Here is a 20,652-nt window from a genome sequence, read left to right as displayed (position 1 = left end):
TCCCCCATCACTTTTCGCCCCCCTTGCCCTACGCACATCTATGGCAACACGTGACGCGGGCGACGCGACAGACCCCGCCCGCGACGACCGGGCGAACTACGATTATCAAGACGACGATGTAGCACGCCCAGGACTCGTCGCGGACCTCCGGAGTCGAGTAACAGGCGACGTTCGATTCGACGAGTACTCCCGGCAGCTTTACGCGACGGATGCCAGCGCCTACGAAGTCACTCCTATCGGTGTCGTCTTCCCGACGTCCACTGACGACGTTTCGGCGGTGACGACCTACTGTGCCGAGCGCGGAATTCCGGTCCTCCCACGGGGCGGTGGAACGAGTTTGGCCGGGCAATCCGTCAACGAAGCCGTTGTCCTGGATTTCACCCGACATATGGACGGCCTCCTCGACTTTTCCCCCGAGAACCGAACCGCTCGTGCACAACCCGGTATCGTTCTCGGCGAACTGAACCGCGCGCTCGCGGACCACGATTTGAAGTTCGCCCCCGACCCTGCGTGGGGGGACAAAAGCGCGCTCGGCGGCGCGATCGGAAACAACTCGACCGGTTCCCATTCACTGAAATACGGGAAAACCGAGGCATACATCGAGGAGTGCGAAGTCGTGTTGGCGGACGGAACCGTGACGCGATTCGGGGAGATCACGATGGACGAACTTCGGAAACGGGCGGACGAAGGGGGTTCGACGGACGAACGCGACCTCGAAGCTCGAATCTACGCCGAGGTGCTCCGAATCATCGAGGAGGAATCCGACGCGATTCGGGACGTGTTCCCGCAGTTGAAGCGCAACGTGTCGGGATACAATCTGGATCGTCTGGTACGAGAGGGTGAAGAAGGAACGGTCAACCTCGCCCGTCTCCTCGCCGGAAGCGAGGGTACGCTTGCGATCATCACGGAAGCTACCGTACGCCTCGAACCGATTCCGGAAACGAAGTCGATTGCGCTTCTGACCTACGACAGCCTCATCGACGCGATGGCGGACGTTGCACCGATTTTGGACCACGATCCGTCCGCGGTCGAAGTGCTCGACGACGTGCTCATCTCGCTCGCTCGCGACACGGAGGAGTTCCACGACGTGGTGGAGATGTTGCCCGAGGGAACCGATTCGGTTCTGCTCGTGGAGTTCTACGCGAAGGACGACGAGGACGGCCGGGAGAAGGTCGCCAAACTGCGGGATGACCGCGAGGGAAAATCCGCACTCTCGGCGATGGAGGCCCACGACGAGGCCGACCGCGCTCGGTTCTGGAAACTCCGGAAATCCGGACTTCCGATCCTACTTTCGCGAACATCCGACGCGAAACACATCTCGTTCATCGAGGACGCCGCGGTGCCGCCCGAAAACCTGCCGGAGTACGTCGAGGACTTCCAGCAAGTGTTGGAGGACAACGACACCTTCGCCAGTTTTTACGCGCACGCCGGACCTGGGTGTCTGCACATTCGGCCACTCGTCGACACGAAAAGCCCGACCGGCGTGAATCAGATGGAAGCCATCGCGGACGCCGTGACCGACCTCGTCGTCGAATATGGCGGGAGCGTATCCGGCGAACATGGTGACGGACGCGCCCGGACCCAGTGGAATCGAAAGCTGTACGGCGATCACGTCTGGGGTGTGTTTCGTGGCCTGAAGACGGCGTTCGACCCGGATTGGCTCCTCAACCCCGGACAGGTCTGTGGCGACGTGGATATGACCGAGAACCTCCGATTCGACCCCGGATACGGGTTCGATTCCGGGTTCGATCCCGTACTCGACTGGGACAACGAGAACGGGTTTCAGGGGATGGCCGAACTCTGTCACGGCTGTGGTGGTTGCCGCGGCGGACAGGAGACGACCGGCGGCGTGATGTGCCCGACCTACCGCGCGGCGGACGAGGAAATCACGAGCACGCGAGGCCGGGCGAATATGCTCCGACAGGCCATGAGCGGATCACTTCCCGAGGACGAGGCGTTCGACGTGGAGTTCATGCACGAAGTGATGGACCTCTGTATCGGCTGTAAGGGTTGTGCACGGGACTGCCCTTCGGGCGTCGATATGGCGAAGCTCAAAGCGGAAGTCGAACACGAACATCATCGACGACACGGTGCGAGCCTCCGCGACCGACTCTTCGCGAACATCGATCGTCTGTCCGCGCTCGGAAGCACACTCGCCCCGATTTCGAACTGGGCGACGAAACTCCCCGGTTCGCGATTTCTCGCGGAGAAGACGGTCGGCATCGCCAGCGAGCGTCGCCTTCCAAAATTCCACGCCGAAAGCCTCGAAGACTGGTTCGAAGCCCGTGGGCCACGAATCCCCGAGCAGGACGCGACCCGGCGCGTCCTGCTCTTCCCGGACACCTACACGAACTACAACCATCCCGAGGCCGGGATGGCCGCAGTCCGAGTGCTCGAAGCGGCCGGAGTTCACGTTCGAATTCCGAACGATGTAACGGCAAGCGGGCGACCTGCTCACTCGAAAGGGTTCCTCGACAGGGCACGCGAGCAGGCCGAGACGAACGTCTCGGCGCTCGCACCGTTCGTCCGCGATGGCTGGGATGTCGTCGTCGTCGAACCTTCCGACGCCGTGATGTTCCAGTCCGACTATCTCGATCTCCTCCCCGCGAGCGAGGAATCAGGCCCGTCGAGCGGTCAGTACACCGAACCGCGCTCCGCCGACCCGGAAGCGGGGGGGCTCCGAACTGAGGCCGAGCGATTGGCCGCCAACGCCTACGGCATCTGTGAATATCTCGACGCATTCGACTTCGACCTCCCGTTCGACGGAACCGGGTCGCTGACTTACCACGGCCACTGTCATCAGAAAGCGACGAAAAAGGACGGCCACGCGGTGAACGTTCTCCGCACTGCTGGGTACGAAGTGGACGCACTCGATTCCGGTTGTTGTGGCATGGCGGGGAGCTTCGGTTACGAGGCCGAACATTATTCGATGAGCAAAGCGGTCGGCTCGATTTTGTTCGAGCAAGTCGAGGCGAGCGACGGAACCGAAACCGTCGCACCGGGCGCATCCTGTCGGACACAACTCGGCGACTGGCAAGGGGACGAACCACCACATCCCATCGAGAAAGTCGCGGACGCGCTTTCGTAAACGGCAAGAAACGTTTTGACGCTCGTCCGTTTCGCTACAACTAGCTCAGTGATGACGGTCCCATCGCAACATACACAGCACGAACGAGCCGAGGAGTTACCCCTGGTAACTGATTCGGCGACCGTAGCCGCGGTCGGGAGGATGGGCCACAACCGTACCGAGGATGTGATCGAACGCGTCACCGAACTGTTTCGAGGAACCGGTCGTGACGAGTGGGTAGGGCGTGTCGAACAACCGCCGTCGAACGACATCGATTGGGATGAGGTGGAATCGTTGCTGGCAGACGAAGGGGGGAGTCACGAACAGCTATCGACCGTTCTTTTGTCCCTGAAATCGCGATACAATCGTCCGTACCCCGCGTTGCTCCGAGTGCGAGTCGATCCCGAAGAGAACATCGGGTTCTCGCCTGGCCAGTACATCACCGTCCGATACGAGGACACGCCACGGCCGTATTCCGTCGCCAGTTCGCCGAACGAGGATGTTATCGAATTTTGCATGCGACGGGTTCCGGACGGGCGACTTACGTCGAAACTGTTCGAAAACCTCTCCGAGGGCGACGAGGTGACGGTTCGTGGGCCGAACGGCGACTTCGTGCTCGAAGAACCTTCCGGACGGGATATAGCATTTCTCGCCACCGGAACCGGTGTGGCCCCGCTTCGGAGCATGATTCGTTATACCCTGGAGGAGTGCCGAGACGAACACGATGGAACCCAACGCGACCTCTGGCTCTTCCTCGGTGCGGCATGGAAGGACGACCTGCCGTACCGCCAGGAGTTCCACGAACTGGCCGACGAACACGAAAATTTCCACTTCGTGCCAACCTGTTCGCGCGAGGAGTATCTCACCGACTGGGACGGTGAGACGGCATACGTCCAACAAACGCTTACGAAGTATCTCGACGAGAACGTCCCGCTTCCGGACGCGGCACAACGGGCGGGGGGCGACCCGGCCTACGATATCGACGCACGAATCGACCCCGAGAATCTGGAGGTGTACGCATGCGGTGTCAATGCGATGGTGTCCCGTCTCGCCGGAATGGCACGAAAGCTCGGTGTTCCGGACGAGCATATCCAATACGAAGGGTACGGATAAGGACCGAACGAGAAGTCAGCGAACTCGTCACGGCGGCACACGTCGAGTTCACTGACGGTCGAGCTTTCCATGCGCGCCGTGAGGGTGATGTCCGCGACTTCTTCGGGGTCGGTTACGTCGTCGTCCGTCACCCCGAACCGGCACTCGATAGCGGCGTGCCCGTTCCCGAAAATGATGGGTTTTCACATCCCGTTTGTTTTCACCGTGATCGTTCGTTCCCCGTGAAATCCAAACGTCGCCGTGCTTCGGATTCGCCCTCCCTGCCGCGACCCAGAGGTATTTCTTGGTAGCCATTCTCGTGCTGGTAATGCTCGTACTTCGCGGTGGGGATGTGGTGGACGCAACCGGTATCAGGGAAGCGGACGTTGCGGTCGAAGACGGCAAAATAGTGGCCATCGGGGACGTTCCCGACGGCGACGAAGAAATCGATGCGAGCGGGAAGTTCGTCGCACCGGGTCTCATCGACGCACACGTTCACGTAATGATGGACGGTCGACCGGATGTCACCGACGTCGTAGACGAGAACGAGACCATGCTTGCCTACCGCGCAGTCGCAAACCTCGCGGCGGCACTGAACTCCGGGGTGACGACCGTTCGTGACCTCGGCGCGCCTACGTCGCTCGCTATCGACGCGCGGGACGCAGTGGAGGACGGAGTTATCGACGGCCCGCGCGTGGTTGCCTGTGGCGAGAACGTCGTGATGACGGGGGGACACGGCCACTGGTTCGGCCGTGAGGCGGATGGCCCTGCAGAGATCACGAAGGCAGTCAGAGAGCAGTTGAAACGCGGTGCGGACGTCATCAAATGCATGGCCACCGGTGGCGTTCTCACGGAAGGTGCGATTACCGGTGCGCCCGAACTGGACGAGGATGAACTCACCGCACTCGTCGAAGCTGCGAGCGCGAAAGGCGTCCCGACCGCGGCTCACGCGCACGGGGCTGCTGGCATCAAAAACGCTGTTCGCGCCGGGATTTCGAGCATCGAACATGGGACCTTCATGGATCGTGAAGCGGCGGAACTCATGGCCGAACGAGGAACGTACTGGGTACCGACTGTCAAAGCGTCACACGGGATTCTGACCGAAGGCGTCGGAGCAGGTATTCCCAAGTACGCGGTCGAAAAAGGAGCGGAAGCAGCGGAGGCGATGGACGACGCCTTCGAGTACGCAATCGACGCGGGCGTGAAGATAGCGATGGGGACCGATGCCGGGACGCCGTTCAACTTCCATGGTGACATCCCCGAAGAACTGGCGTTGATGGTCGAATATGGTCTAACCCCAGAAGAAGCGCTGGAGGCCGCGACTGTCAACGCCGCCGACCTGCTCGGGCGTACCGACGTCGGGTTGGTCGAGGAAGGGTACGGGGCGGACCTCGTCGTCCTCGACGCCGACCCGCGTGATGACGTAACTATATGGCAATCGCCAACGCATGTCGTGTCACATGGCAACATTGCTCGCTGACGCGCGCACGTCACAAGGTCTTTTATATCCGGGCATGGACGAATAATGTACATGAGACGGCTCCTGGCTGTCGGCCTCATCACGGTGTTGCTCATCGCGTCACTCCCGACGCTCGGGATGACTCAGAGCGATGCCCCGACGACTCCGCAAACGATCACCACTTCCCAGGAGTTTGATGATGTCGAATTTCACATTCTCGTCTACGATAACGCATCTGCGCGCTGGACGTTTCACTACGAAAAGTCACTGGAAACCAAACAAGAACGACAGCAGTTCGAGCAGTTCGCAAAACAGTTCAACAGTTCTGACACCGAACTGTATCGGGATTTCAGAAACAACGCGGTCGAGCTAACCTCGACGGCGAACAACAGAACGAAGCGAGCGATGGGTGCGGAGAACTTCTCACGGCGCGCGTACATCGGTGGGGGCGGCCTCACCGACGATACACAGCGTGGTGTCGTGGAGATGTCGTTCCGGTGGGACGGTTTCGCGTACGGGAAAGGAAACACCTTGACCATCGGTGATACGTTCGAAGGAGGTCTGTATTTGGGACAACAACAGTCCATCGTCATCGAGCCGGCGGATGGAATGCGATTCAAATCCGCGAAACCGACCAAAGGACGGATCGTTTCGGGGGAAAAACTCGCAACGAGCGATTCGGTCTCGTGGAAAGGAGAGCGCGAATTCAGCGACCAACAGCCGATGGTTACGTTCCACCTGCCGGCGAATCACAGTTCGCCGACTGCCGCACCGACGACGGGCGCCGGTGGTAACCCTCCGGGTGACGGTAGCCAACAACCGAACGCCGAGTCACCGATGATGCTGTTCATCGCGGCAGTCGTACTGCTGATCGGCTTGGCCGCGGTGTTCGCGTGGCGACAGGGCAACTTCGACTCGTTCACGTCCGGGCAAAGCACGCCGAGCGGTGGTGGCGGGGGTGGCTCGCCACCGGCCGAACCAAGCGCCGGCGCATCCAAGCCGGCCGTGAGTGACGAGGAACTGCTCACCGACGAAGCACGCGTGAAGAAGCTTCTCCGCGAGAACGGCGGCCGGATGAAACAGGTAAACATCGTCGAGGAAACCGGTTGGTCGAAATCCAAGGTAAGTATGCTCCTCTCAGAAATGGAAGACGAGGGAGAGATCAGCAAACTCCGAGTCGGCCGCGAGAACATCATCAGTTTGGACGGCCACGAACCGGACGCCGCCGGGTCGCCGCTCGACCGATAACTGTCGCTTTTTCCACGAATGATCGCGCTCGTGAGCCGCGCGTGTTCGCACTGCTGAATGTGCCACACCGGGCCACAGCGTCCCCAAAACACAACTGTTAAACGGTCCGTGCGATTACTCAAGAATGCGCTCCGTTGGTGTAGTCCGGCCAATCATCTTGCCCTCTCACGGCAAGGACCAGGGTTCAAATCCCTGACGGAGCATTTCCTCATTTCATTCGGAAAAGCGGACGCTCTGGGATTTGAAGTACGAAAGAGGCAGTCTCGCCGAAGGCGAGGAAGCGTCTTCAGGTGGTTCGAATCCCTGACGGAGTACGTCTCACGAACGCGATTTCGAAAGCGATGGTGTTCCAGCCAAGCTTGCATGTGCAACCATAACGAACAGCTTTCTCCCACCTAAATTCGAAGCCATGCTGTCGATACTCACACCCATCCGTTCCGTACTGCGCTCGATCATCAACGTCGTGATCGCAATCATTACCCTCCCGCTGCGACTCTTGCGCCGGCTGCTGTAGCCATCGACCGGCGCGGAGTGACACAGCTTAAGTATTCTCTCGATAATCTTCGAATATGCCTGAGTCTGTATCGGAATCATCTCCGAAGCGAACCCTCCACATCGGGCGTGACCGACCGATTCGTATCAGCACCGGCCATCGACTGCTCCATCACGATGGGAAATGTAGCCGGCCGCACGGCCACAACTACGAAATCGAGGTGACGCTCGTCGGCGAACTCACCGAGGAAGGATGGGTCGTGGACAAGGGGGAGGTTACTGCGGTAATATCCGAGTGGGATCATCGGTTCCTCCTGGAGGGCGGCGACCCGCTCATCGACGCCTTCGAGACGAGCGGCGATTCGGATGCCGTCGTCGTGTTCGACTCCCCGCCGACGGCGGAAGTCATGAGCCTCGTTCTCGAACGCCGTCTCAGCGAGGAACTTCCGGACACCGTCTCCGATATTTCGGTTGCAGTTAGCGAAACCGCCGAACTCTGCGGCGGTCCGGTGTAAGCATGCCGGTGAACGCCGACGCAAAGACGGAGACGAGCGCTAACATGGAGGAAGACACGAACACCGACGCACGTACGCTTCCCATCAACGAGTTGTTCTACTCGCTTCAGGGGGAGGGCAAGCTCGCCGGGACGCCGAGCGTGTTCATTCGAACGAGTGGCTGTAACCTCCGGTGTTGGTTCTGCGACTCCTATCATACCTCGTGGGAGCCGACGCACGCCGGGATGACGCTCTCGGAAATCATCGACGAGGTAGAATCCTCCGACGCGAATCACGTCGTCGTCACGGGCGGGGAGCCGTTGGTTCACGACGACGTGAGCCACCTGCTCGAACGCCTCTCGAACGCCGGATATCACACGACTGTCGAAACGAACGGGACGATTTTCACCGACACGGCCATCGATCTGGCGAGTATCAGCCCGAAGCTCGCTTCCTCGACGCCGACCGCCGAACGCGACCCGAAAGGTGAGGGTGAATGGGCGGAGCGTCACGAAGAACGACGAATCGATATCGATACACTGGCGACGTTCGTAAACAACTACGAGACGCAACTGAAGTTCGTCGTCACGGACGAGTCCGACATGAAGGAGATCAAAACGCTCGTCGCGGACGTTCGTGACGCCGCCGAAGTCCCCATTCACGACACCGACGTGCTCCTCATGCCAGAAGGGGCAACCCGTGATGGATTGGACGAAACACGCGAACGAGTCGCGGAACTCGCGATGAAGTCCGGTTACCGGTATACCCCGCGACTGCACGTCGATTTGTGGAACGACGCACCGGGGACGTGAGTTTTCAGACGAAGTGACTATGACACGAAATACGACAGACACGGAAACCAGTACCAGCGCATCGACCACGAAACGGGCCGTCATTCTTGCCTCCGGCGGGATGGACAGCGCAACCGCGGCCTACGAAGCCCGCGACCGAGGGTTCGAGCCATACTTCATGCACACCTCCTACGGCCAGCGAACCGAAGGCAAAGAGTACGACTGTGCAAAACAGCAGGCGGACGAACTCGGGGCCGAATTCCTTCACGTCGAAACGAGCCACCTCGCGACGATCGGCGGGTCGAGTCTGACAGATGACGGGATGAGCGTGGAGGACGCGGATTTGGAAAGCGATGACGTACCGGACACCTACGTCCCGTTTCGGAACGCGAACCTTCTCTCGATGGCAGTCTCCTGTGCGGAGGCGAACGACTGTGCTGCCGTCTTTATCGGCGCTCACAGCGAGGATTTCTCCGGCTATCCCGACTGCAGACCGGCGTTTTTCGAGGCATTTCAGCGGGTCGTAGATGTGGGAACGAAGGACGAGACGGATATCGAACTCGTCGCGCCGTTCGTCGAATGGAGTAAGACCGATATCGCCGAACGGGGAGTCAAACTCGACGTTCCCTACGAACACACGTGGAGTTGCTATCGGGAGGAAGAACCGGCCTGCGGAACCTGTGATGCCTGTGCCTATCGCTTACAGGCGTTCCACAATATCGATGTCCGTGACCCCATCGATTACGAAGAGCGCCCCGACTACTGACCGGAGTGCTCCGACTGCTTCGACTGCTCCACCGGTTCGGATTTGTCAGTCTCGTCAGTCGTCGATCCGTTCGCGGTCGATGTCACGTAGATGCCGCCGAGGACGACGAGCCCACCCAGAACTGTCGCAATGCCCGGGATTTCGGCGAGTAAAAAAAGCGCGAGTAAGGTACTTCCGACGGGTTCGCCGAGGAGTGAGACGCTGACGACGCTCGATTCGACGTATTTCAACACCCAGTTGATGACCGTATGACCGAAGATCCCCGGTCCCACAGCCATCCCGAGGAACAGCAGCCACTCGGTCGGCTGATAGGCGGTCAGCGCGATGGTTGCGTCACTCGTTAGGGCAATGACGAACAGGACGGCGGTACAGACACCGTACACGACGGTCACGTACGGGACTAGCGAAACGCGTTGGCGAAGAGACCGCCCAGCAAGCACGTAACCAGCGGCAGCGATTGCTCCGATGACGGCCAATCCATTTCCGTAGAGGGGTCGCTGTCCGGCAACGACGTTTCCGGAGAGGAGGCCGCCAAACGACATCGCAATCATTCCTACCAGTGCGATGAAAATCCCGATCACGGTTCGCCGAGTGACGCGCTCGTCGAGCAGTGCCCACGCCCCGAACGCGACGAACAGAGGTTGTGACTGTACGAGCGTCACCGAGGCGGCCACGGTCGTCCACTCCAAGCTTTCGAACCACGCGACGAAGTGGGCCGCGAGTGCACCGCCAGTGATAATGGCGACGAAAAAATCGCGCCGCGAGAAGGTGTTGAGGTCGTCCCGATAGCGCGTGACGGCGAGCGGAGCGAGCAGGAGCGTCGTGAAAAGTACCCGGTAGAACGCCTTGATGATGCTCGGCGCGCTACTCAGTTCGATGAGAATCGCACTCGTGCTCACGGCGACGATAGCGATGGCGAGCGCGGCCATCGGGGGCACGTCGTCCTCGACCCACTCGACCATCTGGAACATCGTTCATCGGATACTGGTTCCGGCATCCGATTTAAACTTCCGGGTGAGCAGGGGTTCCCGCTCGACCGCCGTTACAGCGGAATCGGAAGCCACGATAGCCAGTTGAGTACCGTCTCCGGTCGAATCAGTGGGCCGTGGAGCACCAACCAGTCGAGCATGATGAGTCCAAGTCCGTGCGCGACGACCGATGGGAGAAGCGAGTTACAGTCGTAATCCGCCGCACCAAACAGCACGTCGGTCGGTCCCGAAAGCATGAGTTCTATCGGTGGTTTTCCGAGGTGGTGGAACGCATAGATAATCGGACTGATGAACACGCTTTTGAAGCCGATCTTTCGAACGCCGACACAGAGTAATCCTCGGTAGTACGTTTCGGCGGCAAGCACCACGATGAACTGCTTTATCGCGTGCGGCAGAAAGCTCCCGAGTGCGGGCGACGTACTCCACATCGGATAGTACGTGCGAATGGAAGGAAGCGACGACCCGACGACGTAGAATGGAATCACGAATGCGGCCAAAATGAGGCTGTTTCGAATCGCGTGACGGTCCACTCGATAGCCGAGATGCCGTCCGTGGGTGACCGCCAACAGGCCAGGAATGGCGATGTACAGCGTTACGTCTCGTACGAGTCGTGCGTTTAGATCCTCGGCCGGAACCGTCCACCACGACCACGCGACCGTCAACAGTGCACCGACCAAAAGCGATAGCTGTACCCACGTCAATCCGAACGTCCGCTCCTCGATCGACCGAGTAACGCTCACGAATCGTTCGCGGTTGGAACCGGGCCGGTGCCGATGGTTTCTCGGACGTTTGCCATAAATTCGTGTTCGGACTGGAAGTACGTCTCGTCCACGTCCGCGAGGACGTCTGCGAGCGTCCGTGGGCCGTCGGGGGTTCGAATCGTTTCGTCGCCTTCCTTTCGAACGATTTCGCTCTTCTGAACGGGCCAGTATAGTCGGGAAGAGATGCGTGCGACCGGAACACCCTCGACCGGATCACGGTCACCGAGTTCGACGGCGGGACTTTCGTCCTCGTTGTCGTCAGCCATACCGGGGCGTTTGGCAGCGTGGGGATTATGCTTTTCGACACGACCTTTTGCGACGGTCGAGCGGTAGTGTCAGCGCGAATCACGCTGTCGCGTTCGCCACCCTGGCAAAGTTCGACCGAAGACACCGGAAGACGGTCCTACTCACACGGGAGGGGCAAGCACTTCCCTGCTCTCGTTCACTTCGTTCACGAGAACTACGCGACGCTCGGTCGTCGGCCCGCTCCTCCGTCGTCGCTCGCGGTGGACTGCGAGCATCCAGAAAATGTTAAAAATAAGAGAACCGGTCATCGTTCGGCATGCTTCTTCACCGTTGGTGGTCGCCGATCTATCGAAAAAATAGAACAGTGACAAATAGCATCCTGACCCTCTCACCCCATTTTCACCATATTTCGTCCAAAACGATCATACAGATGATACTCGTCTGACGCAGTAGTTTTGTAGGAGGGGTCCAATGACGGACATATGACAATCCTCGGGGAAACATACCAAGGGCGTGACGGTGTCAAAAAGCGCCCGCGACGCCTCTCCCTCGGCGTCGGCCTCTTCCTCGCCGGGTCACTGCTCGTTGTCGTCGGGATTCTCGCGGCGACGACCGACCTTTTCGCGTCGGTCGGACTCGACAAATGGGGTTCCCGAAAACTCGCTGGAATCACCGCCGGATTGGGCGTTCCGGCGGTATTCGTCGGCATTTTCACCGTCCTCCAGGCGACCAGCAACCGCATCCGTGCGGCAGTCGCCATCGGTTCGAGCATCTCCGTTCTCGGCGTCGCAATGTTCTCGTACGCGTATCCCCGCCACTGGCTGGAATACGGTGACCGACTCACCCTTCCGGTCGTCGCGGTGTACTTCGTCGGCCTCATCACGACGTTTTGTTGTCTGTTCGTCGCCATCGTGAACTTCAAAACGCGTAACGACCCCGGCGGAACCGTCACGATGGAAGTGACACGCAAAGGTGAGATGAAAATCGTGGAGGTCGAGCGCCAGCGTGGGTTCGGCAGTATCGGCGTCTTCGGCGACCAAACGGGGGGAAGCATGGATACCGTGAGCGACGGCGGCGCGACGACGAACGGTATCGCGTCGCCCGCGGATTCGAAACCCGCACGAGTGACGACGGCACCCACGGATCCCGACCATCCGACCGACACCTACTGTGGCAACTGCGCTCACTTCGATTACGCCCGCACCGACGACGGAATGACGCCCTACTGTGGCCTCCACCAGCAGCGAATGACCGACATGAATGCCTGTGACGAGTGGCGGTCCAATCTCTGATCGTTCCCTTTTTACAGGTCGGCGAGCGTTCGCTCGACCGACGCCCAGTGGCTTCCTCTCCAAAACTGTTTTCCACAATCCACACACCGCCACATCCGTTTCCCATCCGGTGCATGTTCGGGCGAGTCGTCATCTCGAATCAATCGACCATTGCACGAAGAACATCGGACGGGTACCGTCAGCGACAGGTCGAATCCCCACTCCGTGAGTTCTCGCAGTTGGTCAGTCACGGCGAGCGATTCCAATAGGATCGCATCCTCCGCACGTTCCGAAAGTCGCACGTCCCGTGTCACGAGGGTTCGACCCTCGTTCCTCGCGAGTTCGAGGATTTCGTCGTCGTCCTCGATACCGCTATCGAGCGCGTACGCGGTATCGTAACCACACATTCGGAGGTAGGTCGTCAGCTTCCCCAGCATCACGTCGAGAAAGAGCGCCGGGTGTGTGGGACGTGACGAGTCGGTCGGCATCAGTGAATGAAATCACGAACGTCCGAGACGTCCCACGTATTCAGCACGTCCGCCGCTTCCGTCCATCCCCGTCGGGCGGTATGGACACCGTATCGAATGTTCTGATACTCCCCGGGGCTGTGAGCGTCCGTGTCGATCGCGATGGTTGCGCCTGCTTCGATGGCGACCTGTACCGCACCACCCCACAGATCGAGTCGGTGCGGGTTGCTGTTGATCTCGAGTGCTACGTTATGTTCCGCAGCGGCGGTCGCAACCTCGCGTACGTCGAAATCGAGTCCGGGGCGTTGATTGATGAGCCGACCGCTCGGATGGCCCAGAATATCCACGCTTGGATGCTCGATAGCCCGAATCAGGCGCTCGGTGGCGTCGCCATCGAGACCGCTGTGTGGCGATGCGACGACGATGTCCAATTCGGCCAGCACGTCGTCTGCCACGCTGATTTCACCCTCCGTGTCGATGTTTGCCTCGACGCCCGCGAACACGTCGATAGCGGCATCCTCCCCGACGCTTCGAATGTCAGCAATCTGCTCGCGGAGTTCGTCGTCGTCCAATCCGACGCCGCCGCCCATTCCCGGTCCCGTTGCGTGGTCGGAGATAGAGACGTATTCGTGCCCGAACTCGACGGCACCTTCGACCATCTCCTCGATGGTGTCGTTCCCGTCCGACCAGTTCGTGTGAAGGTGAAGGTCGCCTCGAACGTCGCCCTCCTCGAGAAGGTCCGGCAGTTCCCCGGCGAGCGCAGCGTCGATTTCCCCGTTGTCCTCGCGCATTTCGGGGGCAATCCACGGCAGGTCGAGGGCTTCGTACATGCTCTCCTCGGTTTCGCCCGCGACTTTCTCGCCGACGCGTTGTCCCGCGTCGGGGTCGTCCACGTCGGAGACGTCGAACACGCCGTACTCGTTCACTTTCAAATCGCGCTCGATGGCGTGGTTTCGAAGCGTGATGTTGTGGTTTTTGCTTCCGGTAAAGTACTGGAGTGCGCTCCCAAACTCCTCCGGAACGACGACGCGAAGGTCGATTCGCACGTCCGAGACACGAACCGCCGCCTTGTCCGTCCCCGCTTCGATGACTTCCGTCGCACGTTCCCAGTCGGTGAACGCCTCGATGACGGCTTGCTTGTCGTCGCTTTCGGCCAGCACGTCCACGTCACCGATAGTCTCTCGCCAGCGCCGAAGCGAACCGGCGAGTTCACAGCGTCCGACCGATTGCACGCCGGCAAAATACGCGAGTACCTGTTCACCGACTGGCCGAGCGTTCCCGAGGAGTTCACGCCCTCGGACCGTGCGGGCGAATTCGATGCCATCGACGATGTTTTGCTCCGTCTTCGGGCCGAAACCCTTGATCTCCCGAATTTTCTCGGCACGGGCGGCCTCCTCCAAGTCGTCCAGGGTCTCGACGCCGAGTTCCTCGTACAGGATTCCGACGGTTTTCGGGCCAACACCCTCGACACGAGTTAACTCCTCCATCTGAACGGGAAGGTTCGCGCGCTCCGCTTCCAGTGCCTCGATTTCGCCCGTCTCGAAGTATTCGACGACCTTTGCCGCGATGGATTCGCCCACCTGTGGAATCTCGCTGACGGCGTCCGGTCCATCCTCGGCCAACGCCTCGATATCCGCCGGATGGTCGCGGATATTGTCCGCGGCCCGTCGGTACGACTGGGGTTTGTACTGTACGTCCTGTGCCTCGAGGAGGTCCGCGTACTCGTCGAACAGGTCCGCGATTTCGGCGTTTCGGGTCATAGTCGTGAGCGTTTGCTTGCGTCTCTGTTACCCAATGCTTTCTGGAGAAACGACATCCACCGTTTCTTGTCGGCCGCGTCGTTCGCTCGCTCTTCGGCTTCGAGGTTCGTCGGGCCGAGGCTCTCCAGTGCGTTCAGCGCTCGGTCGATACCGATGATGCTCTCGACCAGTCGTTCGCCTGCTTCGCGGGAGATGTCATCCTCTTCGAGTCGCTGCTTTCGCTGGAGTCGCTCCCGCCGAAGGTTCGTTTTGGCCCGTTCCACTTTCTCGCGTTCGCCCGGCGGAATCGTCTCCCTGCGCTTTATTTCGAAGACGAACTCGCGCAGATCGATGTCTTTCCCCTGGACCGTGATTTCCGCAGGGATCGAGGCGCCAATGGTCGCCCCCTCGCGCTCGACGCGCTCCAGCAATCCTTTGCGCTCGTACTCTTTCACACCCAATACTCGTCGTCGGGGAAGCAAAAGCTTCCTGCCCTATGCGCTCGGCGAATAAATCTCATCGACGGGATGAGGCTTGAAAAAGCATTAATCGCTCGCACTACAACAGGGGGCATGAAGAAACCCGGAGAGGTCTTCGAGGACTCCCGCGTCTACGACCCCGGTATCGAGGCTATCGTTCCGCGGTATGACGAACTTCACGACACGATTTTGAACGCACCACCACAGGAACGCGACGACGCGGTTCGCGTTCTCGAACTCGGTGCAGGAACTGGTGAACTCACGGCGAAACTCCTCACTCGCTTCCCCGAGAGCACCGTCCTCGCGGTGGACCACAGTGAACGGATGCTCTCGGAAGCGGAACGGAAACTGGAGACGTTCGACGACCGCGTCCAAATCGAGCAGGGGGCGTTTCCGGACGACCATCCCGACGCAACCGAGGCGTTCGACCTCGTCATCTCCTCGCTTGCCGTTCACCACCTCTCGTCCGACGAAAAACGGACATTGTTCGACGCGATTCACGAAGCGCTCGTTCCCGGCGGTTGGTTCGTCAATGGCGACGTGGTGCGGTTCGACGCACCGCACCTGGAAACCCTCTCGGATGCGATGATCAAAAACTGGGTTCGTTCGAAGGGATGGGAAGAAGAGGAGTTCATGAACCGCTGGCAAGCCAGCGACGACTACGACGACCCCGACACGTTGACCAACCAACTGGTGTGGCTCCGCGAGGCGGAATTCGACGCCGTCACCTCGCTCTGGCAGTACTACAACTTCGCCGTTTACGGCGGACGGAAGCCGGAATAGCCCCCCCCCCGACCCGTTTGAACGGCCGTAAATCACTTTGAGCTAAACCCGCGAACTAGACACAAATAGTATGGGTTCGCGCACGTCCGATTCCACGGTAACCGTCTTTCCGACGCTCCGAGCGGAGACGAGCAGCGTTTTGCTGTTCGCGTCGGGGCTTGCGCTGCTAACGCGAGGCGTTGCCCCGTCACCCGTCGTCGAAGGTGGTGTCGGTGTTCTCGGGTCGCAGGTGAACGCCTCCACGACCGTTCTCGCATTGGTCGGCTTCGCGGTTTCCGTCGCGTACGCGTCTCGCGGCGGTTCGGTGGGGGACTGTTGGACCCTTAGTACCGCTCCGTTGATTGGACTCTTCCTCGCGGCCATTGACGGCCTCCGACTGTCCGGTTTCCGACTCCTCGCCCCGAAACTATTCGGACTCTGTCTTTTCTCGGGAACGATGTTCGGAACGTTCGCGTATCTACTTGGACGGGGATTTCCGACGTTCGTCCATCGGAGTCGGACTCGAACGTAACCGGCGACGCCACACGTCACCCAAACCCATTTGACCTATCGGTTCAAAAGTCGGAACAATGGCGCAATGCGACGAGTGTGGGGAACACGAGAACATGCCGTATCAGTGTCGGATGTGCGGCAACACGTTCTGTGCCGACCACCGCCTGCCGGAAAACCATTCGTGTCCGGGGCTAAACCAGTGGAACGACCCGAAAGGCGTCTTCGACAGCGGCTTCGACGATAGCGTGAACGGCCAAAGCCGCGGTCGAAGTTTTGGCGTGAACACCGGCACGGGCGGGCCACTCGCGTACTTCCGTGGAAACATGACGTTCGTCTTCCTCGGCTTGATGTGGTTGACGTTTCTGTTCCAGTACGCTATCGTTCCGATTCTGTTCGGAATTCCGTCCGGGTCGGCCGAATGGTTGAACATCTTCACGCTGAACACGGCCCATCCGTTCTACGTTTGGACGTGGTTCACGTCGGTTTTCGCGCACGGTAGCTTCGGTCATATCGCCATCAACAGCCTCGTGCTGTACTTCTTCGGTCCCGTCGTCGAGCGTCGTATCGGGAGCGAGAAGTTCACGATCCTGTTCCTGATAACCGGCGCAGTTTCCGGTCTCGCACAGGTCTGGGCGACCATCCTCACCGAACCGGGCGTCTTCGTTCCCGTCCTCGGGGCGAGCGGTGCGATTGCGGCGATCATGGGCGTACTGACGGTGTTGAACCCGAACCTTCGTATCTACCTCTACTTCATCATCCCGATGCCGCTGTGGCTGGCGACGCTCGGATTCGCCGTCTATTCGGCGTTCACGAGCGTCCTCGGTGGCATCGGCGCGGGCGGCGTCGCACAACTCGCCCACCTGACGGGACTCGGTCTGGGACTGCTGTACGGTGCGAAGCTCAAGAAGGAAGGCGAGCGCGCCCCGAAACAGCTCGAGTTCGGTGGCGGCGGGCGCGGCGGCATGGGCGGTCGACGGTTCTAATGCGCGTGGTTCATCCCGAATTCGCACCCGACGCCTCCCTCTCGCGGGAGGAGATGGAGGCGCTCCAGTACGAAGTCGCCGAGACGGCGGTGTTCGAGGACGAGTTCGATTTCGACCCCGACAGCGTTCGCGCCGGCCCCTCCGATGACGCTCAATCCCGACTCCCGACCGCAGATACCACGAACGCACCGATCGTCGTCGGCGTGGACCAGGCCTTCGTCGGTGAGCAGGCGGTCAGCGCCATCGTCGCGGCACGCGACGGGGAAGTCATCGAGCGAACACATGCCGTCGTCGAAACCGAAATCCCGTACATCCCCGGCCTCCTCTCGTTCCGCGAGGGGAGTGCGATTCTGAAGGCGTTCGAGCAGTTGTCAGTCGACCCCGACCTCGCAATCGTGGACGGGAGCGGGCGAATCCATTACCGTGAAGCCGGCATCGCCACGCATATCGGCGTCATGCTCGACCGTCCTACAATCGGCGTCGCGAAGAACTTACTCTGTGGAAAACTGCGCGATCCACCACAGGGCCACATGCGCGAGGGGGAACGGGTTCCAGTGCTCGCAAACGAGCGCGTCAGCGCGGCCGATGGGACGATTATCGGCTACGCACTGCAGTCGCGACAGTACGACAACCCCGAGAAGCGCCACGTCAACCCGCTGTACGTCAGTCCGGGTCATCGTATCGGTGCCGAAACGACCGCGGAACTCGTCTGGCGATTGTGTGCTGGTTACAAACTTCCCGAACCCACGCGGCGGGCGGACGCCTACGCGGACGAGGTGAAGGAAACCGTTGGTTCTTAGCCACCCCCGTTCGAAAGAGGGGCCAATGACTGAGACTGTGTTGATTACGGGTTGCTCGTCGGGAATCGGTCGGGAGACCGCCCTCTCCTTCCTCGCGGACGGATGGGAAGTGTACGCGACCGCTCGCAACCCCGCCGACATCGAAACGCTGGGGGAGAAAGGATGCAACATCGCGACGCTCGACGTGACCGAGGACGACGACATCGAGCGCGTCGTCTCCGAAATCGTGGACGAACACGGTCACATCGACTGCCTCGTCAACAACGCGGGCTACGCACAGCCCGGCCCCATCGAGGACGTTCCGGTAGAAGCGGTACACGCCCAGTTCGACGTGAACGTCTACGGTCCGCTTCGTCTCGTTCGGGAAGCGCTTCCGCACATGCGGAAACGCGGTAAGGGAACCATCGTCAACGTCTCCAGTGCCGTCGGGCGTATTTCGGTTCCCGGGATGGGAATCTACAGCGGGTCGAAGTTCGCACTGGAGGGGATCTCCGACGCGCTGCGTTCGGAAGTGGACGAGTACGATGTCGAAGTGGTGCTGGTCGAGCCGGGTCCGGTCGATACGGAGTTTTACGAGCGAGCAAACGGTGAAATAGATGGCGTCGAGCGCTCCGGTGCGTACGAGCGATACTACGAGATGTACGCCGACCGGCAGTCGATCGACGGCGGCATGCCCGGCGCAGTTCATCCGAAGGAAGTCGCCGATACGATCCTCGATTCGGCAAACGTCCAACATCCGAACGCTCGGTATCCGGTCGGAACCGTAGCGGAACTCACCGACTACGCCCGAATCCTTCCGGCCGAGTGGTTGGACAATATATACGGAACGGTTTCGAACCTCACGTCCAGCGACTGGGCCAAGAAACTCCTCGGATGATTTCGAATCGGGAGGTGCTCGCGAAGACACCCGCTCGCGAAACCGCATTAGCCTGTCTCGAAGCAGGGATCGAAGCCGCTCATCCGAAAACCGTCATCCACGAACGGATGGCACTGCACGAGGATGACGACACACTCGAAATCGAAGGGACGACTTACGACCTCTCGGAGTACGAGGAAATCGTCGCCGTCGGTGGCGGAAAAGCCGCCGCACAAGTCGCTGTCGCGCTCGAATCACTCCTCGGCGAGCGGATCGACCGCGGAGCGGTCGTCACCAACGACCCGGAGGAAACGGCGCGAATCGACGTGCTGTCCGGCGACCACCCCGTTCCGAGCGAACGAGGCGTCGAGAGCACCCGACGGGTGCTCGAGCTCGCGGAGGAGGCTGGCGAGAACACGCTCATCCTCGCAGTCGTCACGGGCGGTGCAAGCGCGCTTCTTCCAGCGCCCGCGGAGGGTATCCCGCTGGGCGACGTGCAGTCAGTCACCCGCACCCTGCTCGATTCGGGTGCGGACATCGACGACATCAACGCGGTCAGGAAACACTGCTCGACGCTGAAGGGCGGACGGTTCGTACAAAAGGCATCCCCCGCAACGGTCGTCGGCTTGCTATTCAGCGATGTCGTTGGCGACGACCCGAGCACCATCGGAAGCGGACCGACCGCGCCGGACGAAACGAGTTTCGCCGACGCCCTGTCAGTCATCGACCGATACGGCCTCGAATCCGACGAAGGATCGCCGATCCGAACACGGTTGGAACGCGGCGACGATGGGGACGTTACCGAAACGCCCGGTCCGGACGATTCGATTTTCGAGCGCGTCACGAACCACGTCTTAGCCACCAACCTGACCGCCCTTCGTGCGGCACGCGAGGCTGCCGAAGACCGAGACTACGATGCGATGATTCTGTCATCTCGTATTCGTGGCGAGGCGCGGGAGTCCGCGAAAACGCACGTCGGCATCGCCGAGGAGATACTGGCAACCGAAAATCCACTGAGTCCTCCCGCGGTGCTGCTATCCGGCGGCGAGACGACGGTTTCAGTTCGAGGCGATGGAACCGGCGGCCCAAATCTGGAGTTCGCTCTCGGCTCGCTTCTCACTCTCGGCGGCGAAGTCACGGTCGCTAGCGTCGATACTGACGGAAAAGACGGGAGTACCGACGCGGCAGGTGCGCTCGTCGATGCTGGAACGAGAACTGGAGACGGCGCGAAAGCACTCCGCAAAAACGATTCCTACCGGTTTCTGAAATCCGTCGACGCACTCGTCGAAACCGGAGCGACCGGAACGAACGTCAACGACCTCCGGATTCTCGTCGTCGAGTAGCCGACCATCCGAATTCGTCCTCGGCCGCGCTTTA

At 60.4% G+C, this 20,652-nt stretch carries 20 protein-coding genes and 1 tRNA gene; 15 read left to right on the top strand and 6 right to left on the bottom strand.

Annotation, left to right across the window (positions count from 1 at the left end; all coding sequences use genetic code 11):
* Positions 1–40: 40 nt before the first annotated feature.
* The 8 genes from OOF89_RS11565 (at position 41) to queC (ending at position 9,409) form a co-directional block, all read left to right on the top strand.
* The gene (locus OOF89_RS11565) at positions 41–3,088 is read left to right on the top strand and encodes an FAD-binding and (Fe-S)-binding domain-containing protein (RefSeq protein ID WP_266076265.1); all 3,048 of its coding nucleotides are present in this window, start codon (positions 41–43) and stop codon (positions 3,086–3,088) included.
* Positions 3,089–3,139: 51 nt separating this feature from the next.
* Positions 3,140–4,180, top strand: a complete 1,041-nt coding sequence (locus OOF89_RS11560; RefSeq protein WP_266076263.1) for a ferredoxin--NADP reductase — start codon at positions 3,140–3,142, stop codon at positions 4,178–4,180.
* Positions 4,181–4,487: 307 nt separating this feature from the next.
* Entirely contained in the window at positions 4,488–5,639 is a 1,152-nt protein-coding gene (locus OOF89_RS11555) for a metal-dependent hydrolase family protein (RefSeq protein ID WP_266076261.1), read from the top strand.
* 51 nt (positions 5,640–5,690) lie between these two features.
* On the top strand, positions 5,691–6,866 hold the full coding sequence (locus OOF89_RS11550; RefSeq protein ID WP_266076259.1) for a helix-turn-helix transcriptional regulator: 1,176 nt from the start codon (positions 5,691–5,693) through the stop codon (positions 6,864–6,866).
* Between the two features lie 128 nt (positions 6,867–6,994).
* Positions 6,995–7,069: transfer RNA gene (locus tag OOF89_RS11545), tRNA-Glu, on the top strand.
* 366 nt (positions 7,070–7,435) lie between these two features.
* Positions 7,436–7,873: a 6-pyruvoyl trahydropterin synthase family protein gene (locus OOF89_RS11540; protein ID WP_266076257.1), complete on the top strand. Its 438-nt coding sequence runs from the start codon at positions 7,436–7,438 to the stop codon at positions 7,871–7,873.
* Between the two features lie 2 nt (positions 7,874–7,875).
* Entirely contained in the window at positions 7,876–8,664 is a 789-nt protein-coding gene (locus OOF89_RS11535) for a 7-carboxy-7-deazaguanine synthase QueE (protein ID WP_266076255.1), read from the top strand.
* Between the two features lie 19 nt (positions 8,665–8,683).
* Positions 8,684–9,409: a 7-cyano-7-deazaguanine synthase QueC gene (gene queC / locus OOF89_RS11530; protein WP_266076253.1), complete on the top strand. Its 726-nt coding sequence runs from the start codon at positions 8,684–8,686 to the stop codon at positions 9,407–9,409.
* Here queC and OOF89_RS11525 read toward each other — a convergent pair.
* From OOF89_RS11525 to OOF89_RS11515, 3 genes are all read right to left on the bottom strand, one after another.
* Positions 9,403–10,380, bottom strand: coding sequence for a DMT family transporter (locus OOF89_RS11525; protein WP_407661565.1), 978 nt, complete (start codon positions 10,378–10,380; stop codon positions 9,403–9,405). The genes queC and OOF89_RS11525 overlap by 7 nt on opposite strands.
* Before the next feature lie 71 nt (positions 10,381–10,451).
* The gene (locus tag OOF89_RS11520) at positions 10,452–11,120 is read right to left on the bottom strand and encodes a CPBP family glutamic-type intramembrane protease (RefSeq protein WP_407661614.1); all 669 of its coding nucleotides are present in this window, start codon (positions 11,118–11,120) and stop codon (positions 10,452–10,454) included.
* Between the two features lie 14 nt (positions 11,121–11,134).
* Entirely contained in the window at positions 11,135–11,425 is a 291-nt protein-coding gene (locus tag OOF89_RS11515) for a DUF5789 family protein (RefSeq protein ID WP_266076247.1), read from the bottom strand.
* 462 nt (positions 11,426–11,887) lie between these two features.
* Here OOF89_RS11515 and OOF89_RS11510 point away from each other — a divergent pair, with 462 nt between their 5' ends.
* A complete protein-coding gene (locus OOF89_RS11510) occupies positions 11,888–12,697 on the top strand; it encodes a DUF7139 domain-containing protein (protein ID WP_266076245.1) in 810 nt (269 codons plus the stop codon).
* An 11-nt stretch (positions 12,698–12,708) separates the two neighbouring features.
* On the opposite strand, the gene OOF89_RS11505 is transcribed toward OOF89_RS11510, so the two are convergent.
* From OOF89_RS11505 to OOF89_RS11495, 3 genes are read right to left on the bottom strand one after another with little or no spacing between them, the layout of a single operon-like run.
* On the bottom strand, positions 12,709–13,164 hold the full coding sequence (locus OOF89_RS11505; RefSeq protein WP_266076243.1) for a Mut7-C RNAse domain-containing protein: 456 nt from the start codon (positions 13,162–13,164) through the stop codon (positions 12,709–12,711).
* Entirely contained in the window at positions 13,164–14,903 is a 1,740-nt protein-coding gene (polX, locus tag OOF89_RS11500; protein WP_266076241.1) for a DNA polymerase/3'-5' exonuclease PolX, read from the bottom strand. Before polX ends, OOF89_RS11505 begins: the two co-directional genes overlap by 1 nt.
* Positions 14,900–15,337: a DUF5788 family protein gene (locus tag OOF89_RS11495; protein ID WP_266076239.1), complete on the bottom strand. Its 438-nt coding sequence runs from the start codon at positions 15,335–15,337 to the stop codon at positions 14,900–14,902. Before OOF89_RS11495 ends, polX begins: the two co-directional genes overlap by 4 nt.
* A gap of 117 nt (positions 15,338–15,454) precedes the next feature.
* Between OOF89_RS11495 and OOF89_RS11490 the strand changes: the two genes are divergently transcribed.
* The 6 genes from OOF89_RS11490 to OOF89_RS11465 all read left to right on the top strand — a co-directional run bounded on the left by OOF89_RS11490 (position 15,455) and on the right by OOF89_RS11465 (position 20,618).
* Entirely contained in the window at positions 15,455–16,144 is a 690-nt protein-coding gene (locus tag OOF89_RS11490) for a class I SAM-dependent methyltransferase (protein WP_266076237.1), read from the top strand.
* 70 nt (positions 16,145–16,214) lie between these two features.
* On the top strand, positions 16,215–16,655 hold the full coding sequence (locus OOF89_RS11485; RefSeq protein WP_266076235.1) for a hypothetical protein: 441 nt from the start codon (positions 16,215–16,217) through the stop codon (positions 16,653–16,655).
* Between the two features lie 58 nt (positions 16,656–16,713).
* Positions 16,714–17,619 (top strand): rhomboid family intramembrane serine protease, encoded by a 906-nt coding sequence (locus OOF89_RS11480; protein WP_266076233.1) that lies wholly within the window; start codon positions 16,714–16,716, stop codon positions 17,617–17,619.
* Positions 17,619–18,419: an endonuclease V gene (locus OOF89_RS11475; RefSeq protein WP_266076231.1), complete on the top strand. Its 801-nt coding sequence runs from the start codon at positions 17,619–17,621 to the stop codon at positions 18,417–18,419. The genes OOF89_RS11480 and OOF89_RS11475 overlap by 1 nt, the downstream gene beginning before the upstream one ends.
* A gap of 25 nt (positions 18,420–18,444) precedes the next feature.
* Complete coding sequence (locus tag OOF89_RS11470; protein WP_266076229.1) at positions 18,445–19,296, top strand: SDR family oxidoreductase; 852 nt, start codon at positions 18,445–18,447, stop codon at positions 19,294–19,296.
* Positions 19,293–20,618: a glycerate kinase type-2 family protein gene (locus OOF89_RS11465; RefSeq protein ID WP_266076227.1), complete on the top strand. Its 1,326-nt coding sequence runs from the start codon at positions 19,293–19,295 to the stop codon at positions 20,616–20,618. Before OOF89_RS11470 ends, OOF89_RS11465 begins: the two co-directional genes overlap by 4 nt.
* Positions 20,619–20,652 lie beyond the last annotated feature (34 nt).

Origin of the sequence: Haladaptatus caseinilyticus (assembly GCF_026248685.1) — an archaeon.
Taxonomy (GTDB): domain Archaea; phylum Halobacteriota; class Halobacteria; order Halobacteriales; family Haladaptataceae; genus Haladaptatus; species Haladaptatus caseinilyticus.
The sequence above is the reverse complement of the archived record's forward strand: the minus strand, read 5'-3'. Positions and strand labels throughout refer to the sequence as shown.